The following is a 16,049-nucleotide window of genomic DNA, read 5'->3' on the forward strand; positions in this document are numbered from 1 at the left end:
CCGCCGCCCCGGTTCAGGCAAGCATGTCCTTGACCATCGGCACGACCTGCCGGCCGTAGAGCTCGATGCTCCGCATCATGCGCTCGTGCGGCAGGGTGCCGGCGCTGTACTTCATCTCGAAGCGGGCGAGGCCCAGCGCACCCACGGTGGAGGCGATCCGCCGCGCCACCGTTTCGGGCGCGCCGAGATAGAGCGAGCCGCCCGCGATCTCCCGCTCGAAGTCCTCCGGGCGGGCCGCCGGCCAGCCGCGCTCCGCCCCGATGCGGTCGCGCGAGGCCTTCCAGTGCGGCCAGAGTTCCTCCCGCGCCTGGGCATCGGTCTCGGCGACGTAGCCGTGGGAGTGGACGCCGACCGGCTGCGTCTCCAGCCCGAACTGCGCGAGCGCCTGGTGGTAGAGATCGACATAGGGCCGGAAGCGCCCGGGATCGCCGCCGATGATCGCGAGCATCATCGGCAGCCCGTAGCGCGCCGCGCGGATCACCGATTTCGGGCTGCCGCCCACGCCGATCCAGCTACGGAGCATCCCGTTCTCCACAGGCGGGAAGACGCGCTGGTCCGCGAGCGGCGCGCGCGTCGTGCCCTCCCAGGTCACGGGCTCGCCGCTGCGCACGGCGGCGAAGAGGTCGAGCTTTTCCTCGAACAGCGTCTCGTACTGGTCGAGCTCGAAGCCGAAGAGGGGAAAGGACTCCGTGAAGGACCCGCGCCCGAGGATTACCTCCGCCCGCCCCGAGGAGACGGCGTCGAGGGTGGAGAAGCGCTGGAAGACGCGGATCGGGTCGTCGGAGCTGAGCACCGTCACCGCCGATCCCAGCCGGATGCGGGTGGTGCGCGCCGCGATCGCCGCCAGCACCACCTCGGGCGCGGAGATCGCGAAGTCCTCCCGGTGGTGCTCGCCGACGCCGAAGAAGTCGATGCCCAGCTCGTCGGCCAATACCGCCTCCTCCACGAGGTTGCGGATCACCTGCGCCTGCGGCAGCAAGGCTCCGTCCGGCCCTCGGGTCACGTCCCCGAAGGTGTCGAGCGCGAATTCCACCATTCAGTCCCTGTTCCCTGCGGGCACGAGGGAGTGGAGGCTCGCCGCCACCGCCTCCGCCGCCCTGATCCCGTCCACACCCGCGGAGAGGATGCCCCCCGCGTAGCCCGCGCCCTCGCCGGCCGGGAAAAGGCCTGGCGTGTTCAGGCTCTGCCCCGTCTCGTCCCGCTTGATGCGTAGCGGGGAGGAGGTGCGCGTCTCCACGCCTGTCAGCACCGCATCCGCCATGGCGAAGCCTCGGATCCCCCGCTCGAAGGCCGGCAGCGCCTCGCGGATGGCGGCGACGGCGAAGTCCGGCAGGCACAGGGAGAGATCCGTCGGCGTCACGCCCGGCTTGTAGGAGGGCAGGACCTCGCCGAGCTTCGTGGAGGGGCGCCCGGCGAGGAAATCCCCGACGAGCTGCGCCGGCGCGCGATAGTCCCCGCCGCCCGCAACGAAGGCGCGCTCCTCCCAGTGCCGCTGGAAAGCGATGCCGGCGATGGGGGAGCCGGGATAGTCACGCTCGGGCGTGATGCTCACCACGATCCCCGCGTTCGCGTTGCGCTCGTTGCGGGAATACTGGCTCATCCCGTTGGTCACGACGCGGCCGGGCTCGGAGGTGGCCGCGACCACCGTGCCGCCCGGGCACATGCAGAAGGAGTAGACGGCGCGGCCCTCCGCCGCGGGCGTGGTGCAGTGGTGCACGAGCTTGTAGTCGGCCGCGCCGAGAACCGGATGCCCCGCCTGCGGCCCGAAGCGGCAGCGGTCGATCATGCCCTGCGGGTGCTCGATCCGCACGCCAATGGAGAAGGGCTTCGCCTCCATGTAGACGCCGCGCTCGTGCAGCATGGTGAAGGTGTCGCGGGCGGAGTGGCCGACGGCGAGCACAACGTGGTCCGCCTCCAGGAACTCGCCGTTCGAGAGGCCAAGGCCCCGCACCCGCCGGTCGGGGCCGAGCACCACGTCCTCCACCCGCGTCCCGAAGCGGTACTCGCCGCCGAGCGCCTCGATCGTCGCGCGCATGTGCTCGACCATGGAGACGAGGCGGAAGGTGCCGATATGCGGCTTGGAGACGTAGAGGATCTCCTCCGGCGCGCCCGCCTGCACGAACTCCTCCAGCACCTTGCGGATGCGGTTCGCGTTGTCGCCGATTCCGCTCCAGAGCTTGCCGTCCGAGAAGGTGCCCGCGCCGCCCTCGCCGAACTGCACGTTGGATTCCGGCGTCAGCACGGAGCGCCGCCAGAGGCCCCAGGTGTCCTGCGTCCGCTGCCGCACCACCTTGCCGCGCTCGAGCAGGATCGGGCGCAGGCCCATCTGCGCGAGGATGAGCATGGCGAAGAGGCCGCAGGGCCCGGCGCCGACCACCACCGGCCGCAGCCGCGGCGGGGCAGGGGGCGGGGAGGGCAGGCGGTAATGGGTGTCAGGCGTGGGCGAGACGTGCCGGTGCTCGCCCAGCCGCGCCATCGCCGCCGCCTCGTCCCGCAGCGCGACGTCGAGCGTGTAGATGAGTGCGATGGCGCCCCGCCGTCGCGCGTCGTAGCCGCGGCGGAAGATGGTGATGTCCAGCACCTCCGCGGGCGGCACGCCGAGGCGCGCGGCCGCGGCATCGCGCAGGGCGTCCTCCGCGTGGTCCAGGGGAAGCTTGATCTCGGTCAGGCGCAGCATGGTGGCCGGGGATATAGGGTGGGGAGGGGCGGAATGATACACGCGGGCGCCCCCGCTTGGCCGCCCCCGCCCCCGCCCCGTAGGATGCGCGCCGAAAGGCCGGACCAGCCGGCCGTGAGGGGAAGCAGGCCATGCGCCGTTGGATGTTGCTGATCGGAGTGGCCGCGATGTGTTCCACCGCCGCCCTGGCCCAGACCAGTAGCCAGACTGCACCCCGCCGCGACCCCTTCTTCTGGCTCGGCGAGATCAACAAGGCGAGCACCGTCATCAACTCGGAGGAGGGGCTGCTCGACCCCGCCCTGGCACCGCGCATTGCCGCCGGGCTGAACCGGGTGATCACGGCGGGCAACGCACCCAACGGCCGCCGCCCGAGCCTCGTCATCACCTTCGAGCCGCTGCTGATCGAGGCCGCGGGCGTCGAGGCCACGCTGCTGCATGCCGGCCGCTCCAGCCAGGACATGCTCGCGACCGTCCGCGCGGCCATCCAGCGGGACGAACTGCTGCGCCTGTCCGACCAGTTGCGCCGCACCACCGAGACGATGCTCCGCCTGGCCGAGGCGCATGCCGGCACGATCGTGCCGAACTACACCAACGGCGTCGCGGCGCAGCCGAACAGCTACGGCCACCTCCTCCTCGGCCATATCGCGGGGCTAGAGCGCGACGCGCAGCGCCTGCGCGAGGCCTTCGCGCGGCTCGACCGCTCGCCCATGGGCACCACCGTGCTGAACGGCACGAGCTGGCCGCTGAACCGGGACCGTATGGCCACCTATCTCGGCTTCCCGGCGACGGTCGAGAATGCCTACGACGCGGCCCAGATCACGGCGGCCGAGATGCCCGTGGAGATCGGCGCAATCGCCACCGGCATCGCCCTGCACGCCGGCGCCTTCGTCGAGGACGTGATGACGCAGTACGCGCAGCCGCGCCCCTGGATTCTGCTGCAGGAGGGCGGCGGCAACACCTATGTCTCCTCGGCCATGCCGCAGAAGCGCAACCCGGGCCTGCTGAACGACACGCGCGCCCAGGCCTCCCGCGTGGTCACGCTCGGCATCGGCCGCGCGATTCAGGGCCACAACATCCCGCCAGGCATGAGCGACGCGAAGGCCGTGGCCGACAATACCGCCGTCACCGCCGGCGCCGTGACCCTGCTGGAGGGATGGGACCGGGTGCTGAAGGCCCTTATCATCAGCCCCGAGCGGGCGCTGGAGGAGCTGAACCTCGACTGGACGGCCTCGCAGGAGATCGCGGACGTGCTGATGCGAAAGTATCGCCTGCCCTTCCGCGCCGGCCACCACTTCGCCTCCGAAGTCGTGGACTACGCCAAGGAGCACGACATCCGCCCCACCGACTTCCCCTATGCGGAAGCGAGGCGCATCTACGCGACCACGCTGCGCGAGATGAGCCTGCCGGAGGCCGAGCTGCCGATGAGCGAGGCGGAGTTCCGCGAGACGCTTAATCCCGTCGCGATCGTGCGCAATCGCGCGACGGCGGGCGGCCCGCAGCCCGCCGAGATGGCGCGGATGCTGGCGGCGGCGAAGGCGCGTCTGGACGAGGATGCGCGCTGGTCCGCCGAGCGCCGCGGGCGGATCGAGGCCGCGCTCAGCACGCTGGACGGCGATTTCGGCCGCATCCTCGCCCGCGCGCCGTAATCGCGCCGCCCCGCGTTAGGGCGGGGGAACCCGGATGGAGATGGCGATGAAGGCGATGGTGGTGCGTGCCCCCGGAGGGCTCGATCGGATCGAGTGCGCGGAGCGCCCCAATCCCGGCCCGCCCGGCCCCGGCGCGATCCGCGTGGCGCTGCACGCCTCCTCCCTTAATTTCCACGATCTCGGCGTCGCCACCGGGAAGATGCGCGCCGCGGACGGGCGCGTGCTGATGGCCGACGGCGCCGGCGTCGTGGAGGCGGTGGGCGAGGGCGTGACCGAGTTCGCCCCCGGCGACAACGTTGTCTCCTGCTTCTTCCCAGACTGGCAGGACGGCGCCCCCACCATCCCCGACTTCTCCCGCACCCCCGGCGACGGCATCGACGGCTTCGCGCAGGAATTCGTCACCCTGCCCGCGACCGCCTTCACCCATGCCCCCCGCGGCTTCACCCACCTGGAGGCGGCGACGCTGACCACCGCGGGGCTCACCGCCTGGCGCGCCCTGGTGGAGGATGGCGGCCTCAAGCCCGGGGACACGGTGCTGGCTCTCGGCACGGGCGGCGTCTCAATCTTCGCGCTGCAGATCGCCAAGATGGCGGGCGCGCGCGTCATCATCACCTCCTCCTCCGGCGAGAAGCTGGAGCGGGCGCGCGACCTCGGCGCGGACGAGACGATCAACTACCGCGAGACACCCGAATGGGGCGCCCGCGTGCGCGAGCTGACCGGCGGGCGCGGCGTGGATCACGTGGTGGAGGTCGGGGGCCCCGGCACCTTGCCGCAGTCGATACAGACCGTGCGCGTCGGCGGCCATATCCACCTCATCGGCGTGCTGACCGGGATCGGCGGCGAGGTGCCGACGGCTCTGCTGATGGCCAGGCAGGCGCGGCTGCAGGGGCTGATCGTCGGCAGCCGCCGGCAGCAGCGGGACTTCGTGCGCGCGCTCGACGGCGGCGGGCTGCGCCCGGTGATCGACCGCGTCTTCGGCCTGGAGGAGCTGGCCGATGCCTTCCGCTACGAGGAGGGCGCAGGCCACTTCGGCAAGATCGGGGTGGAGTGGTAAGCGCCCCGGCGGGGCTCAGACCGAGAGCCCCGCGCACCAGCCGGAGGCCCAGGCCCACTGGAAGTTGTAGCCGCCGAGCCAGCCCGTGACGTCCACCGCCTCACCCACCACGTGCAGCCCCGGCACCTCCTTCGCCGCGAGGGTGCGCGAGGAGAGCGCGGCGGTGTCCACGCCGCCCGCCATCACCTCGGCCTTGGCGTAGCCCTCGGTGCCGGTGGGCGTCAGGGTCATCGACTTCAGCATCGCCGCGACGCCGTTCAGCGCCTTGTTGCCGAGTTCCCCCACGGGGCGCGTGTGCTCGGCCAGCCGCGTCGTGCCCAGCGCCGAGGCCAGGCGCTGCGGCAGCCGCTCCGCCAGCACGGTGTGCAGCGCCGCCCGGGGCCGCTCGTCCCGCCGCGCGCGCAACCAGGCGCCCGCATCCACGTCCGGCAGCAGGTCCACCGTCACCGGCTGCCCCGGCCGCCAGGGCGTGGAGACCTGAAGGATCGCGGGCCCCGACAGGCCGCGATGGGTGAAGAGCATCGCCTCCCGGAAGGTCGATCCGCCCGCCCGCGCCTCGATGGGCAGGGACACGCCGGAGATCGGCCGCATCAGCGACAGCGCCTCCTCCCCGAAGGTCAGCGGCACGAGGCCCGGTCGTGGCTCGACGATCGGCAGCCCGAAGCGGCGCGCGATGTCGAGCGAGAGCCCCGTCGCGCCCATTTTCGGGATGGAGAGCCCGCCGGTTGCCAGCACCAGCGCCGGCGCGGTGAAGGCGCCGCGATCCGTCTCCACCCGGAAGCCGTCCGCGCGGGAAACGTCGGTGACGCGGTGCCGCAGCCGGATTTCCACGCCCGCCGCCGCGCATTCCGCCAGCAGCATGTCCAGGATCGCCCGCGCCGAGCCGTCGCAGAAGAGCTGGCCGAGCGTCTTCTCGTGATAGGCGATGCGGTGCTTCTCGACGAGCGCGATGAAATCCCCGGCCGTGTAGCGGCTGAGCGCGGAGCGCGCGAATTGCGGGTTGGCGGAGAAGAAGCGCGAGGGCTCCGTGCCCGTGTTCGTGAAGTTGCAGCGCCCGCCGCCGGAGATGAGGATCTTCGCCCCCGGCCCCTCCGCGTGGTCCAGCACGAGCACGCGCTTCCCGCGCTGCCCGGCCGCCATGGCGCACATCAGCCCGGCCGCGCCCGCGCCGAGCACGATGGCATCGAAGGCGTTGCTCATCCCATGATTCGCCGGATGATCGAGAGCGGCGTCTTGTAGGGCGGGTATCGCACGGGCGGATCGATCCCGGCGGGCTGGCGGAACACCGCGCGCGTGTTGGAGAAGGCCTCGAAGCCGGCCTGCCCGTGATAGCGCCCCTGGCCGCTCGGCCCCACGCCGCCGAAGGGCAGGTCCGGCACGGTGCAGTGGACGATCGCCTCGTTCACGCAGAACCCGCCGGAGGGCAGGGCGCGCGCCACCGCCTCAGCGAAGTCCTGATCCCGCGTATGGGCATAGAGCGCGAGCGGCCGCGGGCGGCGGGAGAGATCCGCGAGCATTGCCGCCCGGTCCCGCCAGGTCACGATCGGCAGCACGGGGCCGAAGATCTCCTCCTCCAGCAGCGCGGGGTCGGGGTCGAGAAGCAGGGTCGGCTGCATGTGCAGCGCGCCCTCGTCCACGCCGCCGCCCAGGGCTACGCGCCCGCGCGCCGCGACAGCCCGCATCCGCGCGAGATGCCGCGCATTGACCACCCGCTGCATTCCGCGCCCGTCGGCGCCGTAGAAGCGCGCCAGGGTCTCCCGCAGGGCGGCGACCAGCGCCTCCGCCGCGTCCTCCCGCACCAGCAGGTGGTTGGGGGCGAGGCAGGTCTGCCCGGCGTTGAGGAACTTCGCCCAGGCGATCCGCCGCGCCGTGAGCGCGATGTCGGTGCCGCCATCGACCACGCAGGGATTGGCGCCGCCCAGTTCCAGCGTCACCGTCGCGAGGTTGCGCGCCGCGGCTTCCGCCACCTTCCGCCCGGTCTCCGTGCCGCCCGTGAAGAAGATGTGGTCGAAGGGCTGCGCGGTCAGTCCCGCCGCCACCTCCGGCCCGCCCTCCACCACCTGCACATGCCCGGGCGCGAAGCAGCGCGCGGACAGCCGGCCCAGCGCCGCCGCCGTGGCCGGCGCGACCTCGGAGGGCTTCAGCACCACGGCGTTCCCCGCCGCGAGGGCGCTCACCAGCGGCACGAGGCAGAGCTGCACCGGGTAGTTCCACGGGCCGAGGATGAGCGCCGCCCCCTTCGGCTCCATCCGCAGCGCCGCCCGCCCCGGCAGGTGGAACCAGCGCCCGCCCACCCGGCGCTCATTGGCCCAGCGGGAGAGGCGCTTCACCGCCAGCGCGATCTCCTGCCGCACAAGCATGATCTCGGAGGTCCAGGCCTCGAACTCCGACTTGCCGAGGTCCTCCGCCAGCGCGGCCAGAAGCTCCGCCTCCATTGATTCCAGCCCGGCCCGTAGGGATTCCAGCGCGGCGCGGCGGGCGGGAAGGGGCAGGGTGGCACCGCCGGCGAAATGCGCGCGGGCGGCGTCCAGCAGGGCGGGGGCATCGGACATGCGCCCCTCTAACAGGCCTCCCCGCGGGTGGCACCACCGCTGCGGACCCGTCACCGGCGGGAGAGCCAGTCCACCAGCTTGCCCCGCAGCCAGACCTCGCTCGGGTCCTGGTCCACGGCCGCGCGCCAGACCATGTGCGTCAGCGCCTCCGGGCAGGGGAAGGGTGGCGGGTCGTGCGCGAGGCCCGCGAGCATGCCCAGCGCGTCCATGGCCGCCAGTGCCCCCTCGGGGATGAGGCAGAGCATGTCCGATCCCGGCAGGGTGCGCGGCATGAGGGCGTAATCCGGAATGCCCATCACCACGTGCCGCTTGCGCCCGAGCTTCGCGAGCGCTTCGTCCGCGAATCCGATCAGGTCGCCCCGCGGCGTCACCAGCAGGTGTGGCCGCTCGCAGTAGCTGTCGAGGTCCACCGGCCCTGGCGAGGAGGCGTCACGCAGCACTCGCCACCCGTCGCGCCGGAGCACGCGCTGCTTCGTCGCTGCTGGCAGGTCGATCACCAGGCCGATCGCCGTGTTCACCTCCCGCGAGTCCAGTAGGTGCGGGATGTTGCGGTAGTTGGCGGTGCGGATAATGAACTGGCAGTGTGGCGCCGCCCGGCGCAGCTGCGGCAGCACCGGAATCATCGCCATGCCGATATCCGCGCTCATCCCCAGGCGGAAGGTGCGGCTGTCGGTCGCGGGGTCGAAGGGAACCGCGCTGGCCACGGCGCCGGCCATGCCCGTCAGCGCGGGCGCCAGCTGCTCCATCAGCGCCTCGGCGCGCGGTGTCGGCTCCAGCACCCGGCCGTTGCGCACGAAGAGCTCGTCGTGGAAATGGGCGCGCAGCCGCGCGAGCGCGGAGGAGGTGGCGGGCTGGGAGAGGAACAGTGTCTCCCCCGCCCGCGTCACGCTCCGCTCCCGCATCAGGGCCGCGAAGACAGGCAGCAGGTTCAGATCGAACTGCCGCAGCCCCACCTCGTCCGGCCTTCGTTGCATTAGTGTCTCTCCTGGGGAAGGTTCCATCCACCGGACGAATGGCAGCTATCCGCGCTGCCACGTGGTAAAGGACAAAGGGTGGCGCATATGAGGTGATGAGGCGCCGATATGCTTTGGCGCCATTCACCTAGGATATGTATGATGTCGACTACCAGCATGACCAAGACCCTTCGCGCGCTTGGCCTCGCCGCCGCGGTCATGGGTTCCTTCGTCGCGCAGGACGTGAGCGCCCGCACCCTCGCCACCGTGGACGGCCCGATCGAGGTGCCCGAGGCGACGATCCAGCGCAGCCGCACCCCGCTCTCCAGCCCGGCCCAGACGCCTGCCCAGAGCTTCCTGGAGCGCAGCGGCGCGACCGGCGGCGGCGGCCAGCACTCCTGAGCCGCGGCACGGGCACAGCGCCCGTGCCATCGACGACGATGAAGAGGCCGCCGACAACCCCGGCGGCCTTTTCCGCGTCCGGGCCGCGAACTACCCCCGCCGGAGATTCCAGAGATAGGGATTCGGCCCTTGCAGCACGCCGGACAGGTCCGAGCGGAAGGCGGTCTTGAGCACGAAGAGGCCGCTGGGCGCGAAGCCTACATGCTCCCAGGCCGTGCGCTGCACCTCGGTGAAGGCCTCGGCCTGGGCCGCGGTGTCCGGGGCGTAAAGCCAGCGCTCGATGCCTGCTTCCGTCGCCGGGTCGGTCGGCCAGCCGAACCAAGCCGTCGGCCCGTCACCGCGGATGCCGGAGTTGACCGCAGGGTTGGCAATGGAAGCTGCCGGGAAGTTGGTGGGATAGATGCTCCACCCGCCATGCGCGGCATCCTCGCGCGAGTTGCGGCGAGACAGCATCGCGGCCCAGTCCATCTCCTGCAGGTCCACCTCGAAGCCGAGCTGGCGGCACACATCCGCTGCCAGGCGGCCCTGGGGGGCCACCGCCGCGAAGTCGGTGGGGTTGATCACCACCACCTTCGCGCCCTCCGCCCCCGCGGCGCGGATGGCGGCGCGCGCCTTCGCGAAGTCCCGTGGCGGGCTGGGGAATTCTGTGACCCCCGGTAGGGTGCAGGGGAACAGGGCGTGGCACTCCCGCCAGTCGCCCGGCGCGGCCACCGCGGCCATGTGGTCGGGCTGGCTGATGCAGTCCCGCACCGCGCGGCGGACCTCCAGCTTGTCGAAGGGCGCGTGCAGGTGGTTGAAGCGGATGACGCCGAGGAAGCCGGTGGGGTCGTAGATCTGCGTGCGGATGTTGCGGTCCCGCGCCATCAACGGCAGCAGGTCCGGCAGGGGGTACTCCACCCAGTCCACCTCACCCCGCTGCAACGCCGCCCCTGCCGTCGCGCCGTCGGGGATGATGTGCCACTCTAGTCGGTCGAAGTTCACGCGCTTGCCGCCCGAGGCGCCCTCGGCCGGCTCGTCGCGCGGAACATAGGCCTCGTTGCGGGCATAGGCGACGAAGCTGCCGGGGTTGAACTCGCCGGCCAGAAACTTCCACGGGCCGCTGCCGATCATCTCCGGCACGGGCCTGTCTGGGGCGGTGGCGGCCAGGCGCTCGGGCATGATGAAGGGCGGCACGCTAGCGGGCTTGCCCAGCGCGTAAAGCATCGCCGGGAAGGGCCGGCCGAGGCGGATGGTCAGCGTCCGGTCGTCGGGCGCGCTCCATTCGACCACTGATTTCGCCAGAATTTGCCCGAAGAGGTCCCGCGCGCACCAGCGTTTCATACTCGCCACGCAGTCTCGCGACAGAACGGGCGCGCCGTCGTGGAAGCGCAGGCCATCGCGCAGGCGGATGGTCCAGAGCAGCCCGTCCGCGCTCACCTCGTGGCCTGAGGCCATCTGCGGGTGGATGTTCAGCCGCGCGTCCGTCGCGAAAAGTGTGTCGAAGACGCAGAAGCCGTGCGTCGTGCTGATCGTCGCGTTCTGCACGATCGGGTCCAGCGCGGTCAGCGCCGCCTGCGGCACGAAGCGGAGCGTCCTGGCGCGCGCGGGCTGGGCCAGGGCGGGTTGATTCAGCGCGTGAAGCGGGAGCGCCGAGAGGGCGGCCCCTTTCAGAAGCGAGCGGCGGTGCATCCTGTCCTCTCCATCCCGGAGAGGACGGGTCGGGAGGCGAGGCAGGACGGCGCAGCCCTTCGCACCACTTTCCGCCTGGGCGGGAGAGGGGGCGATTCCGCCATCGGCGGGTGCTTGGCCGTCATGGTGCACCGATCCCTACGCCGGTCCGAACCGGGTCAGGTTCCAGGGGTCGCGGGTTCTCCCCGCCTCTCAGCCCGGAATGGGCTCCCCCCGGTGTCCTCCGGCGGTATGCGGTCAGGTCCGGCGCGGTGCAAGGGGCTGGACCTCAGCGCAGCACCCAGCCGTCCCGCCGCATGCAGTCCGAAACCATGGCGTCCCGTACCGGCGCGTTCCCGTCGCGCGTGTCGTATCTCGGGGAGCGCCAGTAACCCTGCGTCTCCGTGCAGCGGCGGCGCTCGCCCTCTCCCCGGCACTCGCGGGAGCCCGGCACCCAGCCGCCAGGGTCGGTCATCACGCGGATGTTTTCCGGGCGGGCGCGGTTGTAGGCGGCGGCCTCGCAGTGGGCGAGCGTGGCGTCCCTCAGCTGCGGGGTGGCGCCCGGCCTTTCCCACTGCGCGCAGCCAAAGAGGCCGAGAAGAAGGGGCAACAGGAGAGGAGTGAGGTGAGCGGATCGCATGGGGCGGCCCTGGAATGTTGAGCAGCCAGCATGATGCGCGCGTATTAAGACAGCCTTCCGGCTGAACGGGGGCCGCCCCTAGTTGATGGTCCGCCCCGGTACCGGCCGGAACACTGGCCGTACCGGCTCGGCCAGTAGTGTGCGGTCCATGGCAGGCCTGATCATCTGCGGGGGCGTCAGCATAGGCGGCGGGGAGGGAAGGACCGGGCGGATCATGGCGGAGACGGTGGCGCGCCCCTCCGCATCGGTCAGGCGTGTGAGATAGGCCTGAGCCCAGACGGTCGTGCCGTCCCGGCGAAGGTAGCGGTTGGCAACGCTGAAGGGCTCGTCATGTTCGCAGAGGCGCCCCATCAGCTCCTCGCAGGCCGCCCAGTCGTCGGGATGCGTCAGCGCCTTCAGCGTGCGGCCGAGAAGCGCGGCCGCCTCATAGCCCAGCAGCTCGCATACGGTCCGGTCCACCTGCGTGAGGCGGCCATTCTCGTCGCTCAGGGCGAAACCGAAGGAGTGCTTGATCAACCCGATGCGCCTGCTTTGAACACGGCACGTGAACGCCGGTTTCGGTTGTCAGCTGAGAACGCGCGCGCAGTCGTCAAGTCACGCCGCCTTGAGGGATGAATCGCAACTCGTGAACGGCGGGCAGAACAGGCCCGTGGCGCTTGCCGCAACGTTCCGAGGGAACCCGTGCCGCAGCGCCCGGTTATCGGCCCATCGATTGGCCTATCAAACCCTGCAGGAGCCCGCCCATGCCTCTCGCCCCCGAGCCCGCCCGCGCCCAGGCCCCGGGTTTCCCGGTCGCGGGGGCCGTGGTCGTCATCGCCGGCGCCTCCAGCGGCATCGGCCGGGCGACTGCCCAGCTCCTCGCCCGCCGCGGCGCGCAGCTCGTGCTCGCCTCCCGCCGGGCGGACACGCTGGAGACGGTGCGCGAGGAGTGCGAGCGTCTGGGCGCCGAGGCCATTGCCTTCCCGACCGACGTCACCGACGCCACCGCCGTTCAGCAGCTGGCCGCGGCCGCACGCATCCGCTTCGGACGGATCGACGCTTGGATCAACAATGCCGGCATCGGCGCCATCGGCCCCTTCGACGAGGTGCCGGCCGAGGCCCATGCCCAGACGATCCGCACCAACCTGCTCGGTATCGTCAACGGTGCCCACGCGGTCCTGCCCCTCTTCAAGGGACGGCGGCGGGGCGTGCTCATCAACACCCTCTCCATCGGTTCCTGGGTGCCGACCCCCTTCGCGGCCTCCTACGCCGCCTCCAAGGCGGGGGCGCGGGCATTCACGGAATCGCTGCGGGCCGAGCTGCAGGACTGGCCGGGCATCAGCATCTGCGACGTCTTCCCTGCCGTCGTGGACACGCCCGGCCTGCGCCACGGCGCGAACCATTCTGGCCACCGTATCGAGGTCGGTGGCCCCATGACCTCGCCCTTCGAGGTGGCGGAAGCCATTGCCGCCCTCATCGAGGAGCCGCGCGACGCAACGCCCGTGGGCCCCGCCGCCTGGGCCATGCGCCTGGCCTCGACCATAGCCCCCGGCCCGCTGCGCTGGGCGATGGGCAAGGTGATGCGCCGCGGGCTCGGCAACGCACCCAGGGCGGCGCCCTCCGACGGCAACCTCTTCACGGCGCCCGCGGATCATGCCGTCTATGGCGGCTTCCGGAAGGAGGCGGCCATCCGGATTCCCACCAAGGCCTGGCTGGCCGCGGCGGGGATCATCGGCTTCTGGTTCGCCCGCAGACGCTGAAAGGATACCGCCGCGTGGAGATCGACATCCCCGAGGTTCGCGCCGAGGTCGAGGCCGCCTTCGCCCGCTACGAGCAGGCGCTCATCACCAACGACGTGCCGGTGCTGGAGGAACTGTTCCGCGACGCCCCCCAGACCATCCGCTACGGCGCCGCCGAGAACCTCTACGGCATGGACGAGATCCGCGCCTTCCGCCGCGCCCGCCCCTCGGTCGGCCTCATGCGGACCCTGTCGCGCACCGTCATCACCACCTATGGCCGCGACTTCGCGACGGCCAACACGATGTTCCACCGCGACACCATGACGGGAAAGGTCGGGCGCCAAAGCCAGGCCTGGGCGCGGTTCCCGGAGGGATGGCGCGTGGTCTCGGCCCATGTGAGCGTCATCGCCGAGGAGTGACGGCGGGCTTTGGTTCTGAACTGGGGGCGCGGGTGACTCCGGGGAGAGGAAGAAGGAATTCTTCCTCTCCCCAGACCCCTCACCATCATCTTTTTCTATTGGTTTGAAATGCTTTGCGGCCGGTGCGCCTCGGGTCATCGACCCGAGGCGACTGCACGGGCAGGAAGGGCGCGAAAAGAGAACCGGCCTCGATCACCGCATCCGCGACAGCCAGACGGGGATCCAAGGGCCTCAAGCCCTTGGCGGGCGAGGTCCGGAGAGGGCGGAGCCCTCTCTGGTGGCCGCAGGCGAGAACTTCAGCCGCGGCAGTCCGCCCCTGGGCGCCGCGAACCCGTCCTACCCCGCGACCGTCCGCTGGGTTTGCACCCCGAGCCCGTCGATCCCCACCCGCATCACCTGGCCCGGCCGCAGATAGACCGGCGGCTTCATGCCCAGGCCGACACCGGGGGGCGTTCCGGTTGTGATGATGTCCCCGGGGTGCAGCGTGATGAAGCGCGATGTGTAGGAAACGAGCGTCCGCACGTCGAAGATCATCGTGCGCGTGGACCCGTCCTGCATCCGCTTGCCGTCGAGTTCTAGCCACATCGAGAGGTCCTGCGGGTCCGCCACCTCGTCGGCCGTGACCAGCCAGGGGCCGACGGGGCCGTAACCGTCCACGCTCTTGCCCTTGTCCCAGGTGCCCCCGCGCTCGAGCTGCCATTCCCGCTCGGACACGTCGTTGCAGATTGCGTAGCCGGCCACGTGGTCGAGCGCCGCCTCGGCGGAGACGCGGCGGGCGGTGGTTCCGATGACGATCGCCAGCTCCACCTCCCAGTCGCTCTTCTGGCTGTCCGGCGGGATAGCGATGTCGTCGTCGGGCCCGGCGAGGGAGTTGAGCGACTTGAGGAAGACGATCGGCTCCTTCGGCACCGCCGCCCCGCTCTCGGCGGCGTGGTCGGCGTAGTTCAGCCCGATCGCCACGAAGTTCCGCGTGCCCGCGACGGGCGGCCCGAGCCGCACGCCTGCTTCCACGGAGGGGAGGGAGGCCGGGTCCAGCGCCGCGAGCCGCGCCAGGCCTTCCGGCGAGAGGGTCGCTCCCCCAAGGTCGGGCACCACGTCGGAGAGATCGCGGATCACCCCACCCGCATCCAGCATCCCCGGTCTTTCGGCGCCCGCGGGCCCGTGTCGCAGCAGCTTCATCGTCCAGACTTCCCCCGTGTCATGCCGGCCTCTTAGCACGGCGACTCATCGGGCGCTCACCCCCGCCCCGGGAGGGCCACCCGGCCGGTCCTTCAGGCGAAGGCTTCCTCCAGGAAGACCTGCACCGCCTGGAACAGCGCGCCCCGGTTGCGCTCCAGCATCATCGTGTGGGTTCCCTCCGCCAGGATGGTCAGCCGCTTGCCCGGGGAGTTCACCATGAGCGGGAAGAGCGTGTTGGCCATGGAGGGCGGCGTGTCCCGGTCCCATTCGCCGAGTACCAGCAGCGCCGGCACCGTCACCTTCGCCGGGTCATAGAAGGGCTTGCCGGCGTCCCAGTAGTCCCGGAGGTCCTGCAGCACGCCGTTGGGCGCCCGCAGTACGGAGGGAACCTGGCGAGCCCCTTCCGGATCGGTCGCGAAGGTCGTGTCGGCCCAGTGCTCGAACCAGCCGGGCGGGATCAGCCCTGCGCGCTTGTTGTCAGGCACCCCGTTCATCCAGCGCTCCCGCGCCTGCGCCCGCGTGACCGTGCGATAGGCCGAGAGCGGTCCGTCGGGCACCGGCACCGCTCCACGGTTGGAGGCGTCCCGCAGCCAGAGCGGCGCGTTGAGCACCAGCCGGTCCACCAAGCCCGGATTGTCCGTGGCAAAGCGCGCGACGAGGGCCGTACCCCAGGACCAGCCGATCAGCCCCGTCTTCTGGACGCCGCGCGCCTCACGGATGTGCTTCAGCGCGGCCCCGATATCGGCAACCGCCCCCTCGCCCCGCGTCGGCGGAGGGGCGGTGTCGGCCGGCGGCCGGGTGGAGCGGCCATAGCCCACGAGGTCGAGGCTCCACACGTCGAAGCCGCGCCCGGCCATGTAGTCCATCCAGGACACGCCGGAGAGGGCAAGGTCGAAAGCCGTGCTGGCAGGGTAGGTCGCACCATGCACGCAGAGGATCACGCGATCCGGCCGCGGGGCCGCGCTCCCCTCGGGCCGCTTGTTCCGGAGATAGATTTGCGTGCCGGCCTGGCTGCCGGGGATGAGCATCTCGTCGAAGGCCACGCCGGCCGGCTGCGCCTCGGCCCTGTCCGCCACAGTGGAGAGCGCCAGGGCGGTGCCCCCGATCAGGGGGGCTGCGAGGGCGGTTCGACGCTGCATGGCCGGTGTTTCCTCTGGCGGAT

The 16,049-nt window shown here is 71.4% G+C and carries 15 protein-coding genes and 1 riboswitch; of the genes, 5 read left to right on the forward strand and 10 right to left on the reverse strand.

Features of this window, described 5'->3' with window-relative positions; genetic code table 11:
* Window positions 1–13 precede the first annotated feature (13 nt).
* Complete coding sequence (locus D9599_RS07960; RefSeq protein ID WP_198380696.1) at window positions 14–1,036, reverse strand: LLM class flavin-dependent oxidoreductase; 1,023 nt, start codon at window positions 1,034–1,036, stop codon at window positions 14–16.
* Window positions 1,037–2,677, reverse strand: coding sequence for an NAD(P)/FAD-dependent oxidoreductase (locus D9599_RS07965; RefSeq protein ID WP_198380697.1), 1,641 nt, complete (start codon window positions 2,675–2,677; stop codon window positions 1,037–1,039).
* A gap of 131 nt (window positions 2,678–2,808) precedes the next feature.
* On the opposite strand from D9599_RS07965, the gene D9599_RS07970 reads away from it, so the two are divergent.
* On the forward strand, window positions 2,809–4,323 hold the full coding sequence (locus D9599_RS07970) for an argininosuccinate lyase (RefSeq protein ID WP_198380698.1): 1,515 nt from the start codon (window positions 2,809–2,811) through the stop codon (window positions 4,321–4,323).
* Window positions 4,324–4,363: 40 nt separating this feature from the next.
* Window positions 4,364–5,377 carry an NAD(P)-dependent alcohol dehydrogenase gene (locus D9599_RS07975; protein WP_232480273.1) on the forward strand — a complete coding sequence of 338 codons (1,014 nt, stop codon included), beginning with the start codon at window positions 4,364–4,366 and terminating at the stop codon, window positions 5,375–5,377.
* A 15-nt stretch (window positions 5,378–5,392) separates the two neighbouring features.
* Here the strand turns inward: D9599_RS07975 and D9599_RS07980 are convergent, their stop codons facing one another.
* The 3 genes from D9599_RS07980 to D9599_RS07990 are packed head-to-tail and all read right to left on the reverse strand — an operon-like array spanning window position 5,393 to window position 8,903.
* Window positions 5,393–6,577, reverse strand: a complete 1,185-nt coding sequence (locus tag D9599_RS07980) for an NAD(P)/FAD-dependent oxidoreductase (RefSeq protein ID WP_198380699.1) — start codon at window positions 6,575–6,577, stop codon at window positions 5,393–5,395.
* Window positions 6,574–7,929, reverse strand: a complete 1,356-nt coding sequence (locus D9599_RS07985) for an aldehyde dehydrogenase family protein (protein ID WP_198380700.1) — start codon at window positions 7,927–7,929, stop codon at window positions 6,574–6,576. The genes D9599_RS07980 and D9599_RS07985 overlap by 4 nt, the downstream gene beginning before the upstream one ends.
* A 50-nt stretch (window positions 7,930–7,979) precedes the next feature.
* The gene (locus tag D9599_RS07990) at window positions 7,980–8,903 is read right to left on the reverse strand and encodes a LysR family transcriptional regulator (protein ID WP_198380701.1); all 924 of its coding nucleotides are present in this window, start codon (window positions 8,901–8,903) and stop codon (window positions 7,980–7,982) included.
* A 141-nt stretch (window positions 8,904–9,044) separates the two neighbouring features.
* On the opposite strand from D9599_RS07990, the gene D9599_RS07995 reads away from it, so the two are divergent.
* Window positions 9,045–9,284, forward strand: a complete 240-nt coding sequence (locus tag D9599_RS07995) for a hypothetical protein (RefSeq protein ID WP_198380702.1) — start codon at window positions 9,045–9,047, stop codon at window positions 9,282–9,284.
* A 90-nt stretch (window positions 9,285–9,374) separates the two neighbouring features.
* Here D9599_RS07995 and D9599_RS08000 read toward each other — a convergent pair whose 3' ends face one another.
* The 3 genes from D9599_RS08000 to D9599_RS08010 all read right to left on the reverse strand — a co-directional run bounded on the left by D9599_RS08000 (window position 9,375) and on the right by D9599_RS08010 (window position 12,087).
* The gene (locus D9599_RS08000; RefSeq protein WP_198380703.1) at window positions 9,375–10,952 is read right to left on the reverse strand and encodes an ABC transporter substrate-binding protein; all 1,578 of its coding nucleotides are present in this window, start codon (window positions 10,950–10,952) and stop codon (window positions 9,375–9,377) included.
* A gap of 117 nt (window positions 10,953–11,069) precedes the next feature.
* Window positions 11,070–11,176: riboswitch (TPP riboswitch) on the reverse strand.
* Between the two features lie 44 nt (window positions 11,177–11,220).
* Window positions 11,221–11,571, reverse strand: a complete 351-nt coding sequence (locus D9599_RS08005; RefSeq protein WP_198380704.1) for a hypothetical protein — start codon at window positions 11,569–11,571, stop codon at window positions 11,221–11,223.
* Between the two features lie 78 nt (window positions 11,572–11,649).
* Window positions 11,650–12,087 carry a PAS domain S-box protein gene (locus D9599_RS08010; protein ID WP_198380705.1) on the reverse strand — a complete coding sequence of 146 codons (438 nt, stop codon included), beginning with the start codon at window positions 12,085–12,087 and terminating at the stop codon, window positions 11,650–11,652.
* 227 nt (window positions 12,088–12,314) lie between these two features.
* On the opposite strand from D9599_RS08010, the gene D9599_RS08015 reads away from it, so the two are divergent.
* Together D9599_RS08015 and hpxZ are read left to right on the forward strand one after the other, a co-directional pair.
* Window positions 12,315–13,310 (forward strand): SDR family oxidoreductase, encoded by a 996-nt coding sequence (locus D9599_RS08015; RefSeq protein ID WP_198380706.1) that lies wholly within the window; start codon window positions 12,315–12,317, stop codon window positions 13,308–13,310.
* Between the two features lie 14 nt (window positions 13,311–13,324).
* Window positions 13,325–13,708 (forward strand): oxalurate catabolism protein HpxZ, encoded by a 384-nt coding sequence (gene hpxZ, locus D9599_RS08020; RefSeq protein WP_198380707.1) that lies wholly within the window; start codon window positions 13,325–13,327, stop codon window positions 13,706–13,708.
* Window positions 13,709–14,044: 336 nt separating this feature from the next.
* On the opposite strand, the gene D9599_RS08025 is transcribed toward hpxZ, so the two are convergent.
* Window positions 14,045–14,887 carry a fumarylacetoacetate hydrolase family protein gene (locus D9599_RS08025; RefSeq protein ID WP_198380708.1) on the reverse strand — a complete coding sequence of 281 codons (843 nt, stop codon included), beginning with the start codon at window positions 14,885–14,887 and terminating at the stop codon, window positions 14,045–14,047.
* A gap of 92 nt (window positions 14,888–14,979) precedes the next feature.
* On the reverse strand, window positions 14,980–16,026 hold the full coding sequence (locus D9599_RS08030) for an alpha/beta hydrolase (RefSeq protein ID WP_198380709.1): 1,047 nt from the start codon (window positions 16,024–16,026) through the stop codon (window positions 14,980–14,982).
* Window positions 16,027–16,049 lie beyond the last annotated feature (23 nt).

It is taken from the genome of Roseomonas sp. KE2513 (assembly GCF_016107305.1).
Lineage (GTDB): Bacteria > Pseudomonadota > Alphaproteobacteria > Acetobacterales > Acetobacteraceae > Roseomonas.